At 60.9% G+C, this 20,544-nt stretch carries 20 protein-coding genes; 12 read left to right on the forward strand and 8 right to left on the reverse strand.

What is annotated here, in order from left to right; genetic code table 11:
* Positions 1-5 precede the first annotated feature (5 nt).
* From BK665_RS06300 to BK665_RS06315, 3 genes are all read right to left on the reverse strand, one after another.
* Positions 6-2,852: a class I adenylate cyclase gene (locus BK665_RS06300; RefSeq protein ID WP_123403857.1), complete on the reverse strand. Its 2,847-nt coding sequence runs from the start codon at positions 2,850-2,852 to the stop codon at positions 6-8.
* A gap of 180 nt (positions 2,853-3,032) precedes the next feature.
* Positions 3,033-3,278 carry a TIGR02647 family protein gene (locus tag BK665_RS06305; RefSeq protein WP_094470036.1) on the reverse strand — a complete coding sequence of 82 codons (246 nt, stop codon included), beginning with the start codon at positions 3,276-3,278 and terminating at the stop codon, positions 3,033-3,035.
* Between the two features lie 248 nt (positions 3,279-3,526).
* On the reverse strand, positions 3,527-3,811 hold the full coding sequence (locus BK665_RS06315) for a hypothetical protein (RefSeq protein WP_123403861.1): 285 nt from the start codon (positions 3,809-3,811) through the stop codon (positions 3,527-3,529).
* 124 nt (positions 3,812-3,935) lie between these two features.
* Here BK665_RS06315 and BK665_RS06320 point away from each other — a divergent pair, with 124 nt between their 5' ends.
* On the forward strand, positions 3,936-4,595 hold the full coding sequence (locus BK665_RS06320; protein ID WP_123403863.1) for a glutathione S-transferase family protein: 660 nt from the start codon (positions 3,936-3,938) through the stop codon (positions 4,593-4,595).
* A gap of 127 nt (positions 4,596-4,722) precedes the next feature.
* Here BK665_RS06320 and argH read toward each other — a convergent pair whose 3' ends face one another.
* Entirely contained in the window at positions 4,723-6,117 is a 1,395-nt protein-coding gene (gene argH, locus BK665_RS06325) for an argininosuccinate lyase (protein WP_123403865.1), read from the reverse strand.
* Positions 6,118-6,577: 460 nt separating this feature from the next.
* Here argH and BK665_RS06330 point away from each other — a divergent pair, with 460 nt between their 5' ends.
* From BK665_RS06330 to rsd, 7 genes are all read left to right on the forward strand, one after another.
* Entirely contained in the window at positions 6,578-7,324 is a 747-nt protein-coding gene (locus BK665_RS06330) for a LytR/AlgR family response regulator transcription factor (protein WP_123403867.1), read from the forward strand.
* Between the two features lie 138 nt (positions 7,325-7,462).
* Positions 7,463-8,404 (forward strand): hydroxymethylbilane synthase, encoded by a 942-nt coding sequence (gene hemC, locus BK665_RS06335; protein WP_123403869.1) that lies wholly within the window; start codon positions 7,463-7,465, stop codon positions 8,402-8,404.
* Positions 8,401-9,168, forward strand: a complete 768-nt coding sequence (locus BK665_RS06340; protein ID WP_123403871.1) for a uroporphyrinogen-III synthase — start codon at positions 8,401-8,403, stop codon at positions 9,166-9,168. The genes hemC and BK665_RS06340 overlap by 4 nt, the downstream gene beginning before the upstream one ends.
* 16 nt (positions 9,169-9,184) lie before the next feature.
* Positions 9,185-10,327 (forward strand): uroporphyrinogen-III C-methyltransferase, encoded by a 1,143-nt coding sequence (locus BK665_RS06345; protein WP_123403873.1) that lies wholly within the window; start codon positions 9,185-9,187, stop codon positions 10,325-10,327.
* Positions 10,324-11,562: a heme biosynthesis protein HemY gene (locus BK665_RS06350; RefSeq protein WP_123403875.1), complete on the forward strand. Its 1,239-nt coding sequence runs from the start codon at positions 10,324-10,326 to the stop codon at positions 11,560-11,562. Before BK665_RS06345 ends, BK665_RS06350 begins: the two co-directional genes overlap by 4 nt.
* A 347-nt stretch (positions 11,563-11,909) precedes the next feature.
* Positions 11,910-12,452, forward strand: coding sequence for a disulfide bond formation protein B (locus tag BK665_RS06355; protein WP_123403876.1), 543 nt, complete (start codon positions 11,910-11,912; stop codon positions 12,450-12,452).
* A gap of 177 nt (positions 12,453-12,629) precedes the next feature.
* Positions 12,630-13,088 carry a sigma D regulator gene (gene rsd, locus BK665_RS06360; protein WP_123403878.1) on the forward strand — a complete coding sequence of 153 codons (459 nt, stop codon included), beginning with the start codon at positions 12,630-12,632 and terminating at the stop codon, positions 13,086-13,088.
* Positions 13,089-13,147: 59 nt separating this feature from the next.
* On the opposite strand, the gene BK665_RS06365 is transcribed toward rsd, so the two are convergent.
* A complete protein-coding gene (locus tag BK665_RS06365; protein WP_123403880.1) occupies positions 13,148-13,813 on the reverse strand; it encodes an FKBP-type peptidyl-prolyl cis-trans isomerase in 666 nt (221 codons plus the stop codon).
* Between the two features lie 192 nt (positions 13,814-14,005).
* Between BK665_RS06365 and BK665_RS06370 the strand changes: the two genes are divergently transcribed.
* Entirely contained in the window at positions 14,006-15,172 is a 1,167-nt protein-coding gene (locus tag BK665_RS06370; RefSeq protein ID WP_123403882.1) for an AlgP family protein, read from the forward strand.
* Here BK665_RS06370 and BK665_RS06375 read toward each other — a convergent pair.
* A complete protein-coding gene (locus BK665_RS06375) occupies positions 15,169-15,633 on the reverse strand; it encodes a TIGR02444 family protein (RefSeq protein WP_123403884.1) in 465 nt (154 codons plus the stop codon). The genes BK665_RS06370 and BK665_RS06375 overlap by 4 nt on opposite strands.
* Positions 15,634-15,683: 50 nt before the next feature.
* Between BK665_RS06375 and BK665_RS06380 the strand changes: the two genes are divergently transcribed.
* From BK665_RS06380 to BK665_RS06390, 3 genes are all read left to right on the forward strand, one after another.
* On the forward strand, positions 15,684-17,594 hold the full coding sequence (locus BK665_RS06380; RefSeq protein WP_123403886.1) for an ATP-binding cassette domain-containing protein: 1,911 nt from the start codon (positions 15,684-15,686) through the stop codon (positions 17,592-17,594).
* Positions 17,594-18,175, forward strand: coding sequence for a mechanosensitive ion channel family protein (locus BK665_RS06385; RefSeq protein WP_123403888.1), 582 nt, complete (start codon positions 17,594-17,596; stop codon positions 18,173-18,175). Before BK665_RS06380 ends, BK665_RS06385 begins: the two co-directional genes overlap by 1 nt.
* A 216-nt stretch (positions 18,176-18,391) precedes the next feature.
* Positions 18,392-19,024 carry a LysE family transporter gene (locus BK665_RS06390; protein WP_123403890.1) on the forward strand — a complete coding sequence of 211 codons (633 nt, stop codon included), beginning with the start codon at positions 18,392-18,394 and terminating at the stop codon, positions 19,022-19,024.
* A gap of 162 nt (positions 19,025-19,186) precedes the next feature.
* On the opposite strand, the gene BK665_RS06395 is transcribed toward BK665_RS06390, so the two are convergent.
* Both BK665_RS06395 and lpoB read right to left on the reverse strand, forming a co-directional pair.
* Positions 19,187-19,930 carry a penicillin-binding protein activator LpoB gene (locus BK665_RS06395; protein WP_123403893.1) on the reverse strand — a complete coding sequence of 248 codons (744 nt, stop codon included), beginning with the start codon at positions 19,928-19,930 and terminating at the stop codon, positions 19,187-19,189.
* A gap of 3 nt (positions 19,931-19,933) precedes the next feature.
* On the reverse strand, positions 19,934-20,521 hold the full coding sequence (lpoB, locus tag BK665_RS06400; RefSeq protein WP_123403895.1) for a penicillin-binding protein activator LpoB: 588 nt from the start codon (positions 20,519-20,521) through the stop codon (positions 19,934-19,936).
* Between the last annotated feature and the right edge of the window lie 23 nt (positions 20,522-20,544).

Raw genomic sequence — 20,544 nt, forward strand, 5'->3', positions numbered from 1 at the left:
ATCTCTTAGACCTGCTCGAGCGCTTCGTTCAAGGCGCGCTCCAGGTCGGCCTTGTAGCGCAAATACAAATTGCTGGAACTCTGCCCATCACCGAGCAGGCCCGAGAGGTCCAGGTCGGTGATGTAGCAGCGGTAGCGCTCGGTCTCGCGACGCTGCTCGACGATTTCCCGGGCGACCACGGTAAATAGCTGATCGCCAAACTCCAGCTCCGAAAACTCCCGCTGATTGCAATACAACGTGACTTGCACCTGACCTGGCGCGGCTTTGCCGATGATCGCCTGAACGTCGTAGAACGGTTTGTTGACCGGCGTTTGCGGCGCCGGCCGCGATTCGACCCGGCGCGCCCGGCCCGGACCGGACGGCAATAGCTGGTAATACAACGTGTCGAGGCTCAGGGGTTGGGCAGCGTCCATCGGCAGCAAGGCGTCCCGGCGATACAGGATCGATTGCAGGAAACGTTGCAGCGGCACCAACAGACTTTGCTCGTCGTGATAGGGCAGGCGCTGCTGCCATAGTGCGTTGAACTCATCCAGCACATACAGATCGGCGTGTTGCTCGGTGATCCGGTAGAACACCTGAATGCATTCGGGCTGGCCCATCGGCAACAGCAACGCGAGGTCTTGCTCTTCGAGGGCCATCGGGTCCAGATGCAGCGGGCTGTAACTGGCCTGCTCTTCGCCCAGATAGTCGAACAGCGCCGGCAGGGTGGCGAGGGCGATGTGGTTGACCTGGCCGGGGACCAGTTCCAACACGTGGTAATGCTGCTGGACCTGAATCAGATAGCGATGATTGAGCTTGCTCAACAGCAGGTTCTGCGCGGTATCGAGGATTTCTTCGACCCGTCGGGCGATGAATTGCGCACGGTTGTGGCAGAAGCAACGGACCCGCAAGCGCGGCTGATCCAGGCCTTTGGGCAGGTTGTTGAGGTAGTCGCGCAAGCAGTCGAGCAGCGCATGCGGCCCGTCGTAGCGGCTGACCAGCACTTCGTTCCAGCTGTTGAGCGTGACCTGATCCAGGGTCAGCACCAGGTTTTCCCGAACCCCGGCGTAACTCAGGGAATCGGTGCGCTCGGTGGTCATCAGGATATTCAGGTCGCGATGGTGCTTGAGCGGATCGACCCCGACGTTCACCAGGATCAGCACTTCGCTGGGTACGGCAGCGCGCAGTAATGGCTCCTCGGCAACGGTGGTCAGGGGTAGGGCGACGCTTTGTTGCAGGCTGCCGAGCAGGTTGAACAGTTCGAACTCGCTCAAATCGCTGGTGCCGGGGTGCAAGGCCAGGCGGGTGCTGCTGTCGATCACGCCGTTGCGGTGGCTCCAGGTCAACAGTTCGAGCAATTGGCGGCTGCGTTTGATCGGCGCGAAATGCTCCCACTCATGGGCGTTCAGGCTGCCGTTGTACAAACCCCATTGGGTTTGCCCCGGTTCTTTCTTGTTCGGCGCCTGCACCAGGGTCAGGGTGTCTTCGGCCAAGTCCGGGGCGATGCCCGGGTTGATGAATTCGACTTTGTCGGCCTTGCGCTCGAACGCCGCGTACAGCCGCCGACCGAGCACATTGAGATCGCGTTTGTTGATCAGGCTGACGGTTTGCTCGGTGCGGGCGAATTGGGTCAGGAAGCGATAGCTGTAATTCAGTTCGTTGACCAAGGCCCGGCGCTCGGCGCTGACCTGGCGGACTTTCCACTGGCTGCGGCTGTCGAGCAGCGCCAGTTGCCGCTGATCCCAGTGCCATTCGCTGGCCAGGCGTTCCAGCAGCGAGCGCTGCCAACTCGCGGTGCGGCTGTTGCTGCCGGTGAGCTTGCGATTGACCTTCAGGTACAGCGCACGGCGCACCAGTTCCAGGCGCTCGGGCTCGCCACGGGCGGTCAGGTATTCCTCGATGCGGCGGTAGACGACGATGTACGGGTCCAGCTCATCGAGGTCCAACCGATTGGCGAACACGGCTTGCTTGAAACGCAGGCTCAGGCAGTGGACCTTGGGGTGTTCGCTGGCGTAGACCTCGATCAACAGCAGTTTGAGCACCGATTTGTAGGGCGACTCGATGCCCTTGAACAACTGCCAGAGCCCCGCGCCGATGAATTCCCCCGGCGGAATGTGCGCCAGGTGCCCCAGGTCCAGGGTTTCATCGGCGCGAATGAAACGCTTGGAAATCAGCGTGTGGGTGTACTGGTGATATCCCGTCTCTTCGTACGCCGGCACCAGCCACCAGATTGGCGTGCGTCCGGCCAGCCAGATCGCGGTGCGGTAGAACTCGTCCAGCAGCAAGTAATGCTGAGTGGTGCCGCAGTCTTCCGAGCTCAGTTGCGTATCGCGCTCGCCGTGCATGAAGCGAGTCGGGTCAATCAGAAAGAAATGCGCCTCGGCGCCCTGGCTGGCGGCCCAGGTTTCGAGCAATTGGCATTTTTTGCGCAGCTCGGTGAGTTCGCTCTCGCTCAAGTCCGGGCCGTGGCACACCCACACGTCCATGTCGCTCTGATCGGCCTGGGCCAGGGTGCCGAGGCTGCCCATCAGAAACAGGCCATGAATCGGCCGCGGCGGATTGCTGCCGTGGCGTGGCTTGTAGGAAAACGAACGGGTCAGGCGCTGGGCTTCAGCGAGGGTGTTGTTGTCGGGCTCGTAATTCGACAGCCCGGCCGGCGTGCTGCCCGACACGTAACCCGGCAACAGCGGGTGATTGACGTGGAAAAACAGCGGCAGCAGGGTCAGCACCCCTTGCTGGCGCGTCGACAACCCTTCCGTGGCCCGGGCCATGCGACCTTCGTTGAGCTTCAAAAAACGGGCGCGCAGCTGACTGAGAACCTTGCGGTCGATTCCCTCGTCCAGATCGGGGCGGATTTCATGGGTGCGGGTCATGTCAGCTCAAACCGGCTCGCGAAGCTCGGACGTGGGGTCTGCGGATGAGGGGCAGTTTAGCGCCTCGGCCCCGGGACTTTTAAGCTGAATTTGTTTTTTGGCGCCAAATTTCTATCGCCAGGCGACAAGCTGCCCGCGGAAATCCCGTAGCAGGGGTTTCCGTGGGCGATGCGATGAGGCTTAGGCTGTTTCCTGGACGCTCAGAATGGTCAGGACGGTTTGGACATTTTGCGCGGCGTCACGACCCAGGCTGGTCAGGTAACCGCCATCAGGCTGGTCGATCAGTTCTTTTTCGTACAGGCGTTGGGCGGCGGCAATGGCTTTCGGGGCAGCGGTCTGATGAATTTTCAAACCTTCCTGGGAACTGTCCAGGTTGAAGAGGGCGAGGATTTCCAGTTCGGCAACCAACTCAGGGGTAAGCGACATAAGGACTCCAGACTTTCTAGGAATTGGACGACAGCGCCCCTAAGGTGAGCCCACTCGTGCGGCATGTCCAGTGCTGGCAGCAGGGTTTTTTCGCCTTGGGAGGCATTCCCCGATAACAGGGTGCGTACGAGTGTAGACAGGGTCTGGAAGAACGGTGGAATTTGTAGGAGCGAGGCTTGCCCGCGAAGCTTTTGGCATTATCGCGGACGCCTTCGCGGGCAAGCCTCGCTCCTACAGAGGGGCGGTGATTACTTCTTTTCTGGCGGCAGCTCTGGCAGTGCACGCAGGGCGGTTTCGTACCATTCGGTGTTGAACGCGCGGTCTTCTTCGAGGATCGCGTCGATTTCCACCGCCAGCACGTGGGCCATCAGGTTGAGGATTTCTTCGCGCTCGTAACCCACCAGGGTCAGCTTGTTGAAGGTGGCCTTGGCGGCGGGCGGGTTGTCGCTTTCGATCTGGTTCTCAATCGCTTCGATCAGCGTGTTTTCGGTGAATTCTTCTTCGTCGCTATCGATATCAGTCGGCTCGCTCATGGCAGGCTCCTCAAGTTAAGGCGGGCAGTTTACCCGCATTCAGCACCGTGATGCTGCTGGCAAGAAACGCCCGGGCGATCTATAAACAGGCACTGCCCACCCCGCACGGCCTGGAGGCTTTGTGATGCTCAAGCTTTATGGATTTTCCGTCAGCAACTACTACAACATGGTGAAACTGGCGCTGCTCGAGAAGGGACTGCCGTTCGAAGAAGTGCTGTTTTACCCGGCCCCGACCCCTGAAGCGTTAGCCATCAGCCCACGCGGCAAGGTGCCGGTGCTGGGTGTGGAACAGGGTTACGTCAACGAAACCGCGATCATTCTTGAGTACATCGAGCAAACCCAGAAAGGCACACCGCTGTTGCCGAGCGATCCTTTCGAGCGCTCGCAAGCCCTGGCGCTGGCCAAGGAAATCGAGCTGTACATCGAGCTACCGGGCCGCGCCTGTTATGGCGAAGCGTTTTTCGGCTCGCCGGTGCCGGACGCGATCAAGGACAAGACCAAGGCCGAATTGCTGCTGGGCTTTGCGTCGCTGGGCCGGCACGGCAAGTTCGCCCCTTACGTGGCGGGCGACAGCCTGAGCATCGCGGATTTGTATTTCCTCTACAGCGTGCCGCTGGCCTGTTCGGTGGGGCAGAAGCTGTTCGGGATTGATTTGCTGGCCGAGATGCCGGCGGCCAAGGCGCTGCTGGAGCGACTGGAGCAGAACCCGCATGTGCAGCGGATTGCGGCGGACAAGGAAGCGGCGATGCCAGGGTTTTTGGCGATGGTCGCGTCCAAGAAGTGATTTTGTAGCGTTTTCAAGAATGCCTTCGCGGGCAAGCCTCGCTCCTACAGGTTTTGTGTCGTTCGCAATCATGCGGCACAACGTAAATCCTGTAGGAGCGAGGCTTGCCCGCGAAGCTTTTGGCTATTTAGCGGCTGGCGAGTAATTCCTGGCCGCGCACCACGGCTTTCTTGACCTGCGCCGGCGCAGTCCCGCCGATGTGGTCGCGGGCATTCACCGAGCCTTCCAGGGTCAGCACGGCAAACACGTCCTGATCGATCTGGTCGCTGAACTTGCGCAGTTCTTCCAGGCTCATTTCCGCCAGGTCCTTGCCGCTTTCCACGCCGTACTTCACCGCATGGCCAACGATTTCGTGGCAATCACGGAACGGCAGGCCACGGCGCACCAGGTAGTCCGCCAGGTCAGTAGCGGTGGAGAAACCGCGCAGCGCCGCTTCGCGCATCATCGCGTGCTTGGGCTTGATCGCCGGGATCATGTCGGCAAAGGCCCGCAGCGAGTCGCGCAGGGTATCGGCGGCGTCGAACAGCGGCTCTTTGTCTTCCTGGTTGTCCTTGTTGTAGGCCAGCGGTTGGCCTTTCATCAAGGTCAGCAAGCCCATCAGTGCACCGAATACGCGGCCAGTCTTGCCGCGAACCAGCTCCGGCACGTCCGGGTTTTTCTTTTGCGGCATGATTGAGCTGCCGGTGCAGAAGCGGTCCGGCAGATCGATGAATTGGAACTGGGCGCTGGTCCACAGCACCAATTCTTCGGAGAAACGCGACAAGTGCATCATCGCGATACTCGCGGCCGAGCAGAACTCGATCGCGAAGTCACGATCGGAAACGTTGTCCAGGGAGTTGCCGCCGACGGCATCGAAGCCCAGCAGTTGCGCGGTGAACTCACGGTCGATCGGGTACGTGGTGCCGGCCAGTGCGGCGCTGCCCAATGGCATGCGGTTGGTGCGCTTGCGGCAGTCCACCAGGCGCTCGTAGTCGCGGCTGAGCATTTCGAACCAGGCCAGCATGTGGTGCCCGAAGGTCACTGGCTGCGCGGTTTGCAGGTGGGTGAAGCCGGGCATGATGCTGCCGGCTTCGCGCTCGGCCTGCTCCAGCAAGCCTTTTTGCAGGCGGGTGATTTCGGCGAGGATCAGGTCGATCTCGTCACGCAGCCACAGGCGGATGTCGGTAGCGACCTGGTCGTTACGGCTGCGGCCGGTGTGCAGCTTTTTACCGGTCACGCCGATGCGATCGGTCAGGCGCGCCTCGATGTTCATGTGCACGTCTTCGAGGTCGATGCGCCAGTCGAACTGGCCAGCCTCGATTTCACCCTGGATGGTCTTCAGGCCATCGGTGATGCTGTCGCGCTCGGCATCGGTCAGCACGCCGACCTTGGCCAGCATGGTGGCGTGGGCAATCGAGCCCATGATGTCGTGGCGATACAGGCGCTGGTCGAAAGTGACGGAGGCGGTGAAGCGGGCGACGAAGGCGTCGACGGGTTCACTGAAGCGGCCGCCCCAGGACTGATTGGTCTTGTCAGTGCTCATGAATTCGCTCGTATCGGCTTGAAGAAGGTTGGCGTTTAACGCTGGGGCGGATAATAACAGGGTTGCCAATCCTGTCGCTGACACTGGTCGATACGTTTTTTTCTCATGTGCAGGCCCATACTCGGGGCAACGCCAGAGGGAATTGCGCAACGATATTTTTCATTTGAGCAATATCGCGCCGGCAACCGTCTACAGTTGGACAGTAGGAACAGCGCACTTCTGTGCGCTGGCGCTGCCTATAAAAAGAGGGGGTGTTCATATTGTGTATCAGCAAACCCTACGGCGATGCCTCGCCAACGCGGGCCCGGGCCGCCAATCGCCCCGCAGATGAAAATTTAGCCGCCGGTCTCGCGGCACTTTTTGGCCCTCGCGCCAGTCTTAGCGTGGATCGCGGTGACGGATGTCACTTCACCTGTCTACGCTATCCTTGTGCGAGACTCACGCAGGAATCCAGCGCAATATGAATGTCCTGATCGTTGATGACGAACCCCTAGCCCGCGAGCGCCTGAGCCGAATGGTCGGTGAACTCGAGGGATACAGTGTCATGGAGCCTGGCGCCACGAACGGCGAAGAGGCGTTAGCGCTAATCGACAGCCACAAGCCGGATATCGTGTTGCTCGATATCCGCATGCCGGGCCTTGATGGCCTGCAAGTGGCTGCCCGGTTGTGCGAACGCGAAACCCCGCCCGCCGTGGTGTTTTGCACCGGCCCCGATGACTTCGCCGCGCAAGCCTTGCAGGACAGCGGCGTGGTGTATCTGGTCAAACCGGTGCGTACCGAGCTGTTGCTGGAAGCGTTGAAGAAGGCCGAACGCCCCAATCGCGTGCAGCTCGCCGCCCTAACTCGCCCGGCTGCCGAAACCGGCAGTGGCCCACGCAGCCACATCAGTGCCCGCACCCGCAAAGGCATTGAACTGATCCCGTTGGGTCAGGTGGTCTATTTCATTGCCGACCATAAGTACGTGACCTTGCGCCATGAAGGCGGCGAAGTGCTGCTGGATGAACCGCTCAAGGCCCTTGAAGACGAATTCGGCGACCGTTTCGTACGTATCCACCGCAACGCCCTGGTCGCCCGTGAACGCATCGAACGCCTGCAACGCACGCCGCTGGGGCATTTCCAATTGTTCCTCAAAGGCCTGAATGGTGATGCGCTGATTGTCAGCCGCCGTCACGTGGCGGGCGTACGCAAAATGATGCAACAGCTTTAATCCGCCGTTCCCAGGCGGATCAAACACCCAATTGCCGGACGTTGAAGGCCAGGGAGGCCGTGCAGTTCCTGATACAAGTCAAAGTGGATTTGGCTGAGCTGTTATTATCCGCCGTATCTATTCAGTACGGATTGATCCATGTCCTCTCGCGAAATCCGCATCGCCACCCGTAAAAGTGCGTTGGCCCTCTGGCAGGCCGAATACGTCAAATCTCGCCTTGAGCAAGCCCATCCGGGTTTGCTGGTAACGCTGGTGCCCATGGTCAGTCGCGGCGACAAGCTGCTCGACTCGCCGCTGTCGAAAATTGGTGGCAAGGGTCTGTTCGTCAAGGAACTGGAAACCGCGCTGCTGGAAAACGAAGCCGACATCGCCGTGCACTCGATGAAAGACGTGCCGATGGACTTCCCTGAAGGCCTCGGTCTGTTTTGCATCTGCGAGCGCGAAGACCCGCGCGATGCCTTCGTTTCCAACACCTACGCCAGCCTCGATGAGTTGCCCCAGGGCAGCATCGTCGGCACGTCGAGCCTGCGCCGTCAGGCCCAGTTGCTGACTCGCCGCCCGGACCTAGAAATCCGTTTCCTGCGCGGCAACGTCAACACCCGCCTGGCCAAGCTCGACGCTGGGGAATATGACGCCATCATCCTCGCCGCCGCCGGTTTGATTCGCCTGGGCTTCGAAGACCGCATCACCTCGGCCATCAGCGTCGACGACAGCCTGCCGGCCGGTGGCCAGGGCGCGGTCGGTATCGAGTGCCGCAGCGCCGACACTGAAATCCACGCCTTGCTCGCACCGCTGCATCACCAGGACACCGCCACCCGTGTCACCGCCGAACGTGCCCTCAACAAACATCTGAATGGCGGCTGCCAAGTGCCGATCGCCTGCTACGCCGTGCTTGAAGGCGAGCAGATCTGGTTGCGTGGTTTGGTGGGCGATCCGAGCGGTGGTCTGTTACTCAACGCCGAAGCCCGAGCGCCGCGCAGTGAGGCCCAATCCCTTGGCGTGCAGGTCGCCGAAGACCTGCTGAACCAGGGCGCTGGCGACATCCTGAAAGCGGTTTACGGCGAGGCAGGTCACGAGTGACTGGCTGGCGACTGCTGCTGACGCGCCCGGCGGATGAGTCGGCGGCGCTGAGCAGCGTGTTGGCCGAGAGCGGGATTTTCAGCAGTTGTCTGCCGCTTTTGGAGATCGAGCCGATTGCCGCCTCTGACACAATGCGCACCGTAATCCGGGATCTGGATCGGTTTTGCGCGGTGATCGTGGTCAGCAAACCGGCGGCCCGGCTTGGCGTCGATCTGCTCAGCCAATATGGGCCGCAGTCAGCGCACCTGAAGTGGTTCAGCGTCGGCGCCGCGACCGCGCAAATCCTGGAGGATGCCGGGCTCGATGTGAGCTTCCCGGCTGATGGCGATGACAGTGAGGCCTTGCTCGAACTACCGGCGTTGCGCGAGGCTGTCGCCCGGCCCGATCCGCGCGTGCTGATCATGCGCGGGGAGGGAGGCCGCGAGTTGCTGGCTGAGCGTTTGCGCGAGCTTGGTGCTAGTGTCGAGTATCTGGAGTTATACCGTCGCGGCTTGCCACATTATGCGACGGCTGAGCTGCCGGACCGGATCGAAGCGGAACGCTTGAACGGGCTGGTGGTCAGCAGTGGACAGGGTTTCGAGCACCTGCACCAGTTGGCCGGCGATGCCTGGCCACGGTTGGCGCAGTTGCCGTTGTTTGTTCCAAGCCCAAGGGTCGCCGAGCTGGCACGTGCCGCCGGGGCTCAAACAGTTGTGGATTGTCGTGGCGCCAGTGCCACGGCTTTGCTGACGGCGTTACGGGAGCAACCCGTACCCGTTCTCTAATGCAAAGGATGGATACGTGAGCGAAACAGTCTTGCCTAAAGATGACGTGCAGCCGGTGCTCGACGCACCTGTTGAAACTCCACCACCTGCCGCGGTGCAGCGCAGAGGCAATGGACTCGCAATCGTCGCCCTGTTGCTGGGCGCCGCCGGGGTTGCCGTCGGCGGCTGGGGTGTCTGGCAGGTACGTCACCTGCAAGCCAGCACCCAGCAGCAGTTGAGCGAAGTCCAGGCCCTGAACGATCAGGCACAGAGCCTCAAGCTCAATGATCAACGCCTGACCGCACGCCTCGAACAATTGCCCGCCGCCGATGAGCTGGAAGACCGCCGTCGTCTGGTCACGCAGTTGCAGGGCGACCAGCAACGCTTGAATCAGAAACTGGAAACCGTCCTTGGTGCCAGCCGCAAGGATTGGCGTTTGGCCGAGGCCGAGCACTTGCTGCGTCTGGCCAGCTTGCGTCTGTCTGCGTTGCAAGACATCAGCAGCGCCCAGGCTCTGGTGCAGGGTGCCGATGAAATCCTTCGCGAACAGAACGACCCCGGCGCCTTCGCCGCCCGCGAGCAAGTGGCCAAGACCCTGCTGGCCTTGCGCAGCACCGAGCAGCCGGACCGCACCGGCTTGTTCCTGAAACTCGGCGCTTTGCGCGATCAAGTGATCAACCTCACCGAGCTGGCGCCGGAGTACAAGGACCGTGGCGAATCCCTGTTGGGCCTGACCGCCGATGGCGATGGCGCCAGTCGTTGGGCGCAATGGTGGGATGAGATCTCTCGCTACATCCGCATCGACTTCAATGCCGACAAGAATGTTCGACCGTTGCTGGCCGGGCAAAGCCTGAGTCAGGTGCGCCTGGCCTTGAGCCTGGCGCTGGAGCAGGCGCAGTGGGCCGCGCTCAATGGCCAGGCGTCGGTGTATACCCAGGCGCTGACCGAGGCGCGGGATGTGCTCAAGGGTAACTTCAACCCGGACAACCCGCAGAGCAAAGTCATGCTTGAGCAGGTTGCTGATCTGAGTACTCAACCGGTCACCGTCGTCACACCGGACCTGACCGGCACGTTGAGTGCAGTTCAGGCGTATCTGGAACGGCGCAATGTCAGCGCCGAAGATTCGATCAAGCCGCTGGCCAAACCTGCCGCGAACACCGCGCAGGAGGCCACGCCATGAAACGCCTGTATGTGATCCTGTTCCTGGTCATCGCCGCCGCAGGGGTACTGGGGCTGGCGATTGCCGAGCATTCCGGTTACGTGCTGATCGCCTACAAAAGCTTCCGCTACGAGTCGAGCCTGTGGGCGACCCTGGCCTTGGTGGCGGTGCTGTGGCTGGTGTTCTGGGGCATCAAGGCGTTGGTCGAACTGGTGACGACCTCCGGTGGCGTGGTCAATCCATGGTCCCGGCGCAATCGCAGTCGCCGGGTGCAAGTGGCAATCGAGCATGGTCAGCTGGATTTGGCCGAGGGCCGCTGGGCCAGTGCCCAGCGTCATCTGCATCGGGCCGCCGAAGCCGAGCGCCAGCCGTTGCTGTACTACCTCGGTGCGGCCCGCGCCGCCAACGAACAAGGTCACTACGAGGAATGCGACAACCTGCTGGAGCGCGCCCTCGAACGCCAGCCCCAGGCCGAATTGGCGATTGCCTTGAGCCACGCACAATTGCAGACCGATCGCGGCGACACCGACGGCGCCCTGGCGACCCTGGAAGCGATGCACGAGCGTCATCCGCATAACGTGCAAACCCTGCGTCAATTGCAGCGCCTGCATCAACAGCGGGGCGACTGGTCGGCGGTGATTCGCCTGCTGCCGGAGTTGCGCAAGGATAAGGTCCTGCCTGTGGCCGAGCTGGCTGAGCTGGAACGTCGGGCCTGGGGCGAAAACCTCAGCCTGGCGGCCCATCGCGAAGAAGATGGCACGGTCGGGTTGCAATCACTCACCCATGCCTGGCAACAGCTCAGTAACGGCCAGCGCCAGGAACCGCAACTGGTGCTGGCCTATGCCGAGCAACTGCGTCAGTTGGGCGCGCAGGTCGAGGCGGAAGAAATCCTGCGCACGGCCCTCAAGCGCAAGTACGACAGTCACCTGGCGCGCCTCTACGGATTGGTGCGTGGCAGCGATCCGGCGCGGCAGTTGCAAACGGCCGAGGGTTGGCTCAAGGATCACCCGGCGGATCCGAGTTTGCTCCTGACGTTGGGCCGGCTGTGCCTGCAAAGCAGTCTATGGGGCAAGGCCCGGGATTATCTGGAGAGCAGCCTGCGCTTGCAGCGCAACCCGGAAGCCTGTGCCGAGCTGGCCAGGTTGCTGGCGCAATTGGGCGATACCGAGCGCAGTAACCAGTTGTTCCAGGAAGGCCTGGGCCTGCTGGACGAGCGCCTGCTGGCGGCGCCGTTACCGGTAGCGACTCGGGCCTGATCACCGCGACCTTGTGGGAGCGAGCTTGCTCGCGATAGCAATCTTACATTCAACATGTGTGTCGTCTGTTGATCCGCTATCGCGAGCGAGCTCGCTCCCACAGGTTCGGCGCCGTATTTGACTGGTTTTAGGACAAGTTCCCTTGCCACAAAATTCGTATCCCTGCCCCTGGCGTTTAGCTCTTGTAGTCCACCAGCGGCAAAGTCCTACAAGGAGCTACATCAAATCCTCTCGTTTCTGTCGGGAATTCCCTACACCTCTGGTGAAGTGTCCGTGCTGACCCGCCTTGAAACGCTGCCGCGCTTTCCTCTACCGTAACCGCCTGTCTCTACTGTTACGGATTAGCCATGTCTTTGGCCTGCTCACGCTCCTTGTTTTTCATGGCTTTTACCGCGGGTGCCCTGGCCTTGGGCGTTTCCTATTACCTGGAATATGTGGTCGGGCTCAAACCCTGCGGCTTGTGCTTATTGCAGCGCACGTGCCTGGCGCTGCTGATGATTGTTTGCGTGGTGGCTTCGGTGCATGGCCCGCGCCGATTCGGTTCCTTCGTCTATTGGCTGTTGGGGGTGTGCGCCAGCCTTGGCGGGACGGTGACGGCGTGGCGGCAAGTATTGTTGCAGAGTGATCCGCAGCAGCTCTGTTCGCCCAATCTGGAGGAGCTTTTCGGGGGGTTGCCCTGGGCGTGCACTGTCCAACGATTGTTCGAAGCCGCTGGCGACTGCGCCGAAATATCATGGACCTTGTTTGATCTGAGCATCCCGGAATGGAGCCTGCTGTTTTTTGTCGCGATGCTGATCCTGGGTCTCTACCAGTTGCTGCGCCATGTCTGGATCGCTTGTCAGCAACCGCTCAGCGGCGAGTCGTCGCACCGGGCGCTGGCGGGTGATTAAACACTTGTATGAACTTTATCTCCTGCGTACCTTGAAGCCACAGTCGTGCGGGCATAATCTGGCCCGCACGTGTCATTGGATTTATGTTGCTCGATGACGCTCTGCCTGGCCGATTCCTGACCTTCAAGAATGCGACAGGTGTGGAGCAGCATGACCCACAAGGGAAGAGAGATCACCATGCTCGAAAGTTGTCAGAATGCTCAGGAACGCTGGGGTGGAGTGCATCTGCTGATCGACCGCTGGTTGCAGGAGCGTCACGAACTGGTTCGGGCCTATGATGCTCTCGGCGCAGAGCCTAAGGCTCTCGGCGAGAACCGAAAGCCGTTGCAGGAATTCTGCGGCGTGCTGGTCGACTACGTATCGGCGGGGCATTTCGAGATCTACGAACAGCTCACGGGCGAAGCCAAGGCCTTCGGTGATACTCGCGGGCTGGAGCTGGCCGAGACGATCTACCCACGCATCGACGTCATCACCGAGAAGCTGCTCGCGTTCAACGACCTGTGCGATGAAGGCAAGTGCGTGGCAGAAAAATTCAAGGAGCTGGGTGGTCTGTTGCATGAACGCTTCGAACTGGAAGATTGCCTGATCGAAGTGCTGCACACCGCTCACAAGGAAGAGGATTCGGTTCAAGCCTGAACCCCTTCCCGCAACAACCGAAACGGTGCGCTATGCGCGCCGTTTTTCGTTTGTGCGATTCAGCTGGTGGCGCCACGCAATTCGACTTCAAACACTAGCGGTGTGAATGGCGCGATCAAGTCGCCGGCACCGTCGGCACCATAGGCCTGGGCCGATGGAATCACCAGACGCCACTTTGCACCTACCGGCATGTTTTGCAGCGCGGTGCGCCAGCCAGTGATCACACTGTCGAGGCTGAACCACTGCGGCTGATTGTTCTGGTCGAATACGGTGCCGTCGGGCAAGCGACCGATGTACAACACCTGAACCTTGCCGTTCGGTCCCGCCTTGGCGCCGTTGCCTGGAGTCAGTTCGGTCAGCAGGATTCCATCGTCCAGTTCACGCACACCGGGCCGGGCTTTTTCTTCGGTGAGAAAACGCTGCTCTTTTTCCAGGGCTTCTTCGGTTTGCGGTGCCGGTGTTTGCAAGGCGACCTGAGCTTCGTGGTCCGCCAGGATCTGTTCGATCTGCGCGTCTTTCAGCGCCAGCGGTTTGCCTTGATAGGCTTGCTGCAAACCTTCGACCAGCGCCTGAAGTTGCAAGTCCGGGACCTCTTGGCGCAAGCGTTCGCCAAGGCTTGCGCCCAGGCTGTACGCAAGATCGTGAGCATCATCGGCGGCGGTTTTTTCGACCGCTTGAGCGGCGGAAAAACACAGCAGCAGGGATAAAAAAAGGTAACGCGACATGGGCACTCTCCGACCTGAGATGCGGTGGATTATGCCAGCGCGAATGGATAAAACGCAGAACTGCTTTTGCCTGAGTGCAGAACATTTTCAGTTCGTTGCAACGCAACGCTTTGGATACTGTCAACATGACCTAGCGGCGGTGTCAGCAGAGGTCTAGTATGAGCCGCATTCACGTCAGCCAGGAGGTAAACCATGTCGGCCACCAAGAAGCCTGTAAATACTCCGTTGCACTTACTCCAACAACTCTCGGGCAGCCTGCTCGAGCATTTGGAAACCGCTTGTTCCCAAGCCTTGGCTGATGCTGAAAAACTGCTCGCCAAACTGGAAAAGCAGCGCGGCAAAGCGCAAGAAAAACTGCACAAATCCCGCACCAAATTGCAGGACGCTGCGGCGGCCGGCAAAGCCAAGGCTCAAGCCAAGGCGAAGGACGGCGTCAAGCAACTGGAAGACTTGCTCGATGCCCTCAAGGATCGTCAGTCCGAGACTCGCAGCTACATTCTGCAACTCAAGCGCGATGCTCAAGAAAGCCTGAAACTGGCTCAGGGCGTCGGTCGCGTACAAGAGGCTGTCAGCAAGGCGTTGTCCCTGCGTTCGGCCAAGCCTGCTGCGGCACCCGCCAAGAAAGCCGCTGCCAAACCGGCTGCTGCAAAAGCAGCCGCCAAGCCTGCTGCCAAACCGGCCGCTAAAGCGCCGGCAAAAGCCGCAGCAAAACCTGCAGCGAAAAAACCAGTGGCTGCCAGCGCTGTAAAACCAGCGGCTAAAACCACTGCTGCCAAACCTGCTGCTGCCAAGCCTGCCGTTGCAAGAACCGCAGCTGCCAAACCCGCTGCAGCGAAAACGGCTGCTGCAAAACCAGCCGCAAAACCAGCTGCCAAGCCGGCAGCAAAACCAGCGGCCAGAACCGCAGCAGCGAAGCCGGCCGCCAAGCCAGCCGCTAAGCCAGTAGCTGCAAAAACCGCTGCCAAACCAGCGGCCAAGCCTGCTGCAAAACCAGCTGCGAAAACCGCCGCTGCCAAACCAGTCGCCAAGCCAGCCGCAAAACCTGCTGCCGCTAAACCGGCTACCGCCAGCGCTGCAAAACCTGCCGCAGCTAAACCCGCAGCTAAACCCGCTGCCAAACCAGTGGCCGCAAAACCGGCAGCCAAGCCAGCCGCTAAACCTGCTGCAAAACCAGCGGTGAAAAAACCAGTCGCGGCCAAACCAGTGGCCGCAAAACCGGCTACCGCGCCAGTCGCCAAGCCTGCCACTGCGGCTCCGGCAGCATCGTCTGCTCCTGCCGCTACCACCTCGACCCCGACTGCTGCGCCAACGCCAGCCGCCGCATCGAGCACTGCGACCACCCCAACCAGCGCTTCCTAAGTGCCGGTTACCGCGACGCGCAGCTGATGCAGCGCGTCGCGGTCCAGGTTGGCGGTTCCTGCCGCCACACCTTCAAGCCAGGCCGATCGTTCGGTCACCTCAGCTTGCGGCCAGCCTTGGGCTGTACGCTCCAGTTGCAACAGCAGATGCCGTTCGGCTTCCAGCTCCAGTGCCTTCACTTGCTCGCGTAACGCGTTGAGTTCGACGTCGTCCACGGCAGCGGCTTTCCATTGCATACGCAACGCCCGCAGCGGCTTTACGACATTCACCTCCCAAGGCCCGGCCACCTCAAACAGCGCCTGCAACCGTTGTTCGGTACAGCCCACGCCTCGATGTTCCAGCCACAGTCCGCACAGCAGCAGGCACACATTCGCCCCCGCCGCCTGCCATTGCAGGCACAGGCCTTCCACGCCGGGACGGGCGTACGTGTTCAGGGAAAAGCTCCACAGGTCAGCAGACATAGTGCTACTCGCGCCAGTTGCGAGCGAAGCTGATAGACTCCGCCGCCATTATGATCCGAATTCAGAACCTGACTTTACAGCGTGGCCCGCAACGTCTGCTAGAAGACGCCGAGCTGACCCTGCACGCCGGCCACAAAGCCGGCCTCATCGGTGCCAACGGCGCCGGCAAATCGAGCCTGTTCGCCTTGCTCCTGGGCGACCTGCACCCGGACTCGGGTGACTGCTTCCTGCCGGCGGACTGGCGCATCGCCCACATGCGCCAGGAGATCGACACCCTCGATCGCATCGCGGTCGACTACGTGCTCGATGGCGACCTGCGCCTGCGCGAGGTGCAACGTGACCTCGCCGCGGCCGAAGCGGCGCATGACGGTGCCGCTCAGGCCCGCCTGCATGCCGAACTCGACAGCGCCGATGGTTACACCGCCGACGCCCGGGCGCGCAAGCTGCTGGCCGGCCTTGGGTTCACCAACGATCAGATGGATCGTCAGGTAGGAGATTTCTCCGGTGGCTGGCGGATGCGTCTGAATCTGGCGCAGGCATTGATGTGCCCTTCGGACCTGTTGCTGCTCGATGAGCCGACCAACCACTTGGACCTCGACGCCATCATCTGGCTCGAAGAATGGCTCAAGAGCTATCCCGGCACCTTGATGCTGATTTCCCACGACCGGGATTTCCTCGATGCCGTGGTCGATCACGTCGCTCACGTCGATCAGCGCAAGATCACCCTGTATCGCGGCGGCTACAGCGCCTTCGAACGTGCCCGTGCCGAACGTCTGGCCCAGCAACAGCAGGCCTACGAGAAGCAGCAGGCGCAACGTGCGCACATGGAAAGCTACATCGCCCGCTTCAAGGCCCAGGCCACCAAGGCCCGTCAGGCCCAGAGCCGGATCAAGGCGCTGGAGCGGATGGAAGAGCTTTCCGCCGCCCACGTCGATTCGCCGTTCGACTTTGTGTTCCGCGAATCGCACAAAATCTCCAGCCCGTTGATTGATATCTCCGACGCTCGCCTGGGTTATGGCGAGCGCGCCGTGCTGGAGAAGGTCAAGCTGCAACTGACCCCCGGCGCGCGTATCGGTTTGCTCGGCCCCAACGGCGCGGGTAAATCGACCCTGATCAAAAACCTTGCCGGTGAACTCTCGCCGTTGTCCGGTCGCCTGACCCGTGGCGAGAACACCGTGGTCGGCTACTTCGCCCAGCATCAACTGGATTCCCTCGACTCCAAGGCCAGCCCGTTGCTGCACATGCAGCGCCTGGCGCCGACCGAACGCGAGCAGACCCTGCGCGACTTCCTCGGCGGTTTCGACTTCCGTGGTGCGCGCATCGATGAGCCGGTGCTGAATTTCTCCGGCGGCGAAAAGGCCCGTCTGGCGCTGGCATTGATCGCCTGGGGCCGGCCGAACCTGCTGCTGCTCGACGAACCGACCAACCACCTGGACCTGGAAATGCGCCTGGCGCTGACCATGGCCTTGCAGGAGTTCAGCGGCGCGGTCCTGGTGGTTTCCCACGATCGGCATTTGCTCAAAAGCACCACGGACAATTTCTACCTGGTGGCGGACGGCAAGGTCGAAGAGTTCGACGGCGATCTGGAGGACTACACCCGTTGGCTGGTGGAGTACCGTCAGCGCAATGCCCCGGTCAGCAACACCCCGGTGAACCCGGACAAGACCGACAAGAAGTCTCAGCGCCAGGCTGCTGCGGCGTTGCGTCAGCAACTGGCACCGCATAAGCGTGAAGCCGACAAGCTCGAAGCCGAGCTGGGCAAGCTGCACGAGAAGCTGGCGAAGATCGACGCCAGCCTCGGCGACAGCGATATCTACGAACCGATGCGCAAGAACGAATTGCGCGATCTGCTGGCCGAACAGGCCAAGATAAAGGTGCGTGAAGCCGAACTGGAAGAGTCCTGGATGGAAGCCCTGGAACTGCTGGAAAGCATGCAGGCGGAGTTGGAGGCGCTGTCCTGATGGACGCCTTCAAATGGCCGCTGCCGGCGGTGTGGGTCGAGCCAATCTGGCTCGTCGTGCAAATCCTGCTGATCCTGCTGGCCGGTTACTTCGCCCAGCGCTTCGTCGCCAAAGGCCTGACGCGCCTGGGTGAACGCTATCCGTTTCCGCCGCAACTGCTGATGCCGCTACGCGGTGGTCTGCGTTGGCTGATTATGGGCAGCGCGTTGATCTTCGTGCTGGAACGCCTCGGCGTATCGGCCACGGTGCTCTGGACTGCGTTGTCCGGGTTCGTCGCCGTAGCGGCGGTGGCGTTCTTCGCCATGTGGAGCGTGCTCTCCAACCTGCTGTGCGCGATCCTGATCTTCACCGTCGGCCCGTTCCGCATCGGCGATGTGGTCGAGTTGGTGGACACCCTCGACAAGCCTGGCGTCAAAGGCCGGGTGGTGGCGATCAATCTGCTGTTTACCACGTTGATCGAGGCCGAAGAGGCGGGGACTGGCAGTGCCATGGTGCAAGTGCCGAACAGCCTGTTCTTCCAGCGTTCGGTTCGGCGGTGGCGGGGGACTGATGTGTTTCCTTCCAGTGGGTTTGAAAAGTAAGTCTTCTGTTGCCTGATGGGCCGCTTTCGCGAGCAAGCCCGCTCCCACATTGGACCTGTGTTCGCAGTCCCCATGGGGGAGCGGGCTTGCTCGCGAAGGGGGCCTATTGCTGCAAACACTGGTCGGCACCCACCCTGTCCTACAAAAAATCGGTAGTCATCGGCCCAAAGCCGCATTAGCTTAGACGTCTGTCACGAGTCTGAGTCGAGGTGTGCAATGGTGCTTCAAACATGGCTGGCGTTTTTTGCCGCCTGCTGGGTGATCAGCCTGTCGCCCGGTGCCGGCGCGATTGCGTCGATGTCCAGCGGTCTGCGATACGGTTTCTGGCGCGGCTACTGGAACGCCCTGGGTCTGCAACTGGGCCTGGCGGTGCAGATTGCGATTGTCGGCGCGGGGGTTGGCGCGATTCTCACGGCATCGGCGACAGCGTTCTATGCGATCAAATGGTTCGGCGTGGCGTATCTGGTTTACCTCGCGGTCAAGCAATGGCGGGCGCTGCCCAGCGATATGAGCGACGACACAGCCGTGCGGCAGATTGGCAAGCCGCTGGCCCTGATGTTCCGGGGTTTCCTGGTGAACATCAGCAACCCCAAGGCATTGGTGTTCATGCTGGCCGTGTTGCCGCAGTTCATTGATCCCCATGCGCCGCTGCTGGCTCAATACCTGATCATCGGTGTCACCATGGTCTGCGTCGATCTGATTGTCATGGCCGGTTACACCGGGCTGGCGGCCAAAGTGTTGCGGATGTTGCGCACGCCCCAACAGCAAAAACGCATGAACCGCACGTTTGCCGGGTTGTTCATCGGCGCAGCGGCGTTCATGGCGACGTTGCGCAAAGCCGTGGTGTAAAACCGCCAGGCATAAAAAAGGCGACCTTTTCAGGTCGCCTTTTTCATTTGCCTCGTACTCATTGTGGCGAGGGAGCTTGCTCCCGCTGGGCTGCGAAGCGGCCCCAATATCTTGCGAGCGCTGCGCACTCGAGCGGGAGCAAGCTCCCTCGCCACAGGGTGTTCAGCGCAGGATAACCGGCGCCGTATCCCGTGGCAGATTGTTGCGTTGAGCCGGCTCGCGAGGCTGTTCATAGCTAGGGCCACCAAGCTGTTGGCTCAGTTGCCCGGCCACGTCTTCGCCCAAGGCTTTGGACACATCGCGCACCACCCGTGGGCGGTTCAGCGAGATTTTGATGTCCCGGTTGTTCACCAGTTTGGTGTCCTGGCCTTCGCCCATCGCCGTGAAGGCCGAGGTGATTTCGAAGGTCTTGGTGTTGATCAGGCTGAAATCCGCCACCAGGGTCAACGCCAGCACCGCTGAATAACTGTCGGTGTTGGCCAGCTCGTTGATGTCCTGGGTGAAGTCGATGTCCGACACGGTGCCGAACAGCACGTAGTCCGCGCCCTTGAAGTTACCGGCCTTGATCCGCTTGATCACATCGTAGATGTCACCCTTGGACGCAGCGGTATAAGGCGTGCCCTGGACCAGTTGGAACATGCCGGTGCGCAGGATTTCACCCTTGATGTCGCCGGTGAATTTGCGCAGTTCGGTCTGCTCGATGTAGCTGGTCGTGGCTTCGTACTCGTTGTAGCTCGAAGAACCGCTGGCGCTGTAGTAGCCCTCGCGGTGATTGCTCTGGGCCGAAATGGTGTGGATGTATTGCTCCACCCGTTCCTGATAGGCCAGATCCGTGACGGCAACTTTCGGGGCCGCTTGCACGCTGAACGCGCAAGCCAGGGCCATCATGCCAATCCATGTGCGCATCGATTAACGCTCCGTGGTTTTGCGGATCTCTTTTTCGTCCATCCATTCGGCCAGACCGCTTTCAACGTCGATCAATTGCAGGCTGAATTTGTAGAAGACGTCCTTGTAGTCGCTGCTGCGCTTGACGATCGAGCTGATCGAACCTTCCAGACGGTACTTGGCGGCGATCATGTTGCCGGTCTTGGCCACGGTCGCTTTCTTGTACAGGCCGCTCTGGTTTTGCAGTTTGAGCTGGTCAACCTGGCTCTGCATCGCAGTGTTGTCGCTGGCGAAGCGGGCGGTGCCGGTCTTCATCAGTTGGGTCTTGATGCTGGTGGTGATTTCGCGGGTATCGATGTACTCGCTGGTCTTGTTCTTCACGTCGTAGACCTGAACCACCGGGCGATTCTGCAGAATGCCGGACTGAGCCAGGGAGCGGGTCATGGACTCGGCGATCATCTGTAGGTCGGTGGAACCGAACTCGTTGGTCACGGTTTCCACAGCCTTGGTGTCACCGTAGCTGATGTTCTTGCTGCCCAGGGTCGGCGAAGTGTTGGCGCAGCCGCTGGCCAGGAGGGCGATGACGGCGATGAACGAAAAGCGTGCAAACATGGGAATGCTCTCTAGAACTGAAC

The organism is Pseudomonas frederiksbergensis, from assembly GCF_003732665.1.
GTDB lineage: Bacteria > Pseudomonadota > Gammaproteobacteria > Pseudomonadales > Pseudomonadaceae > Aquipseudomonas > Aquipseudomonas frederiksbergensis_G.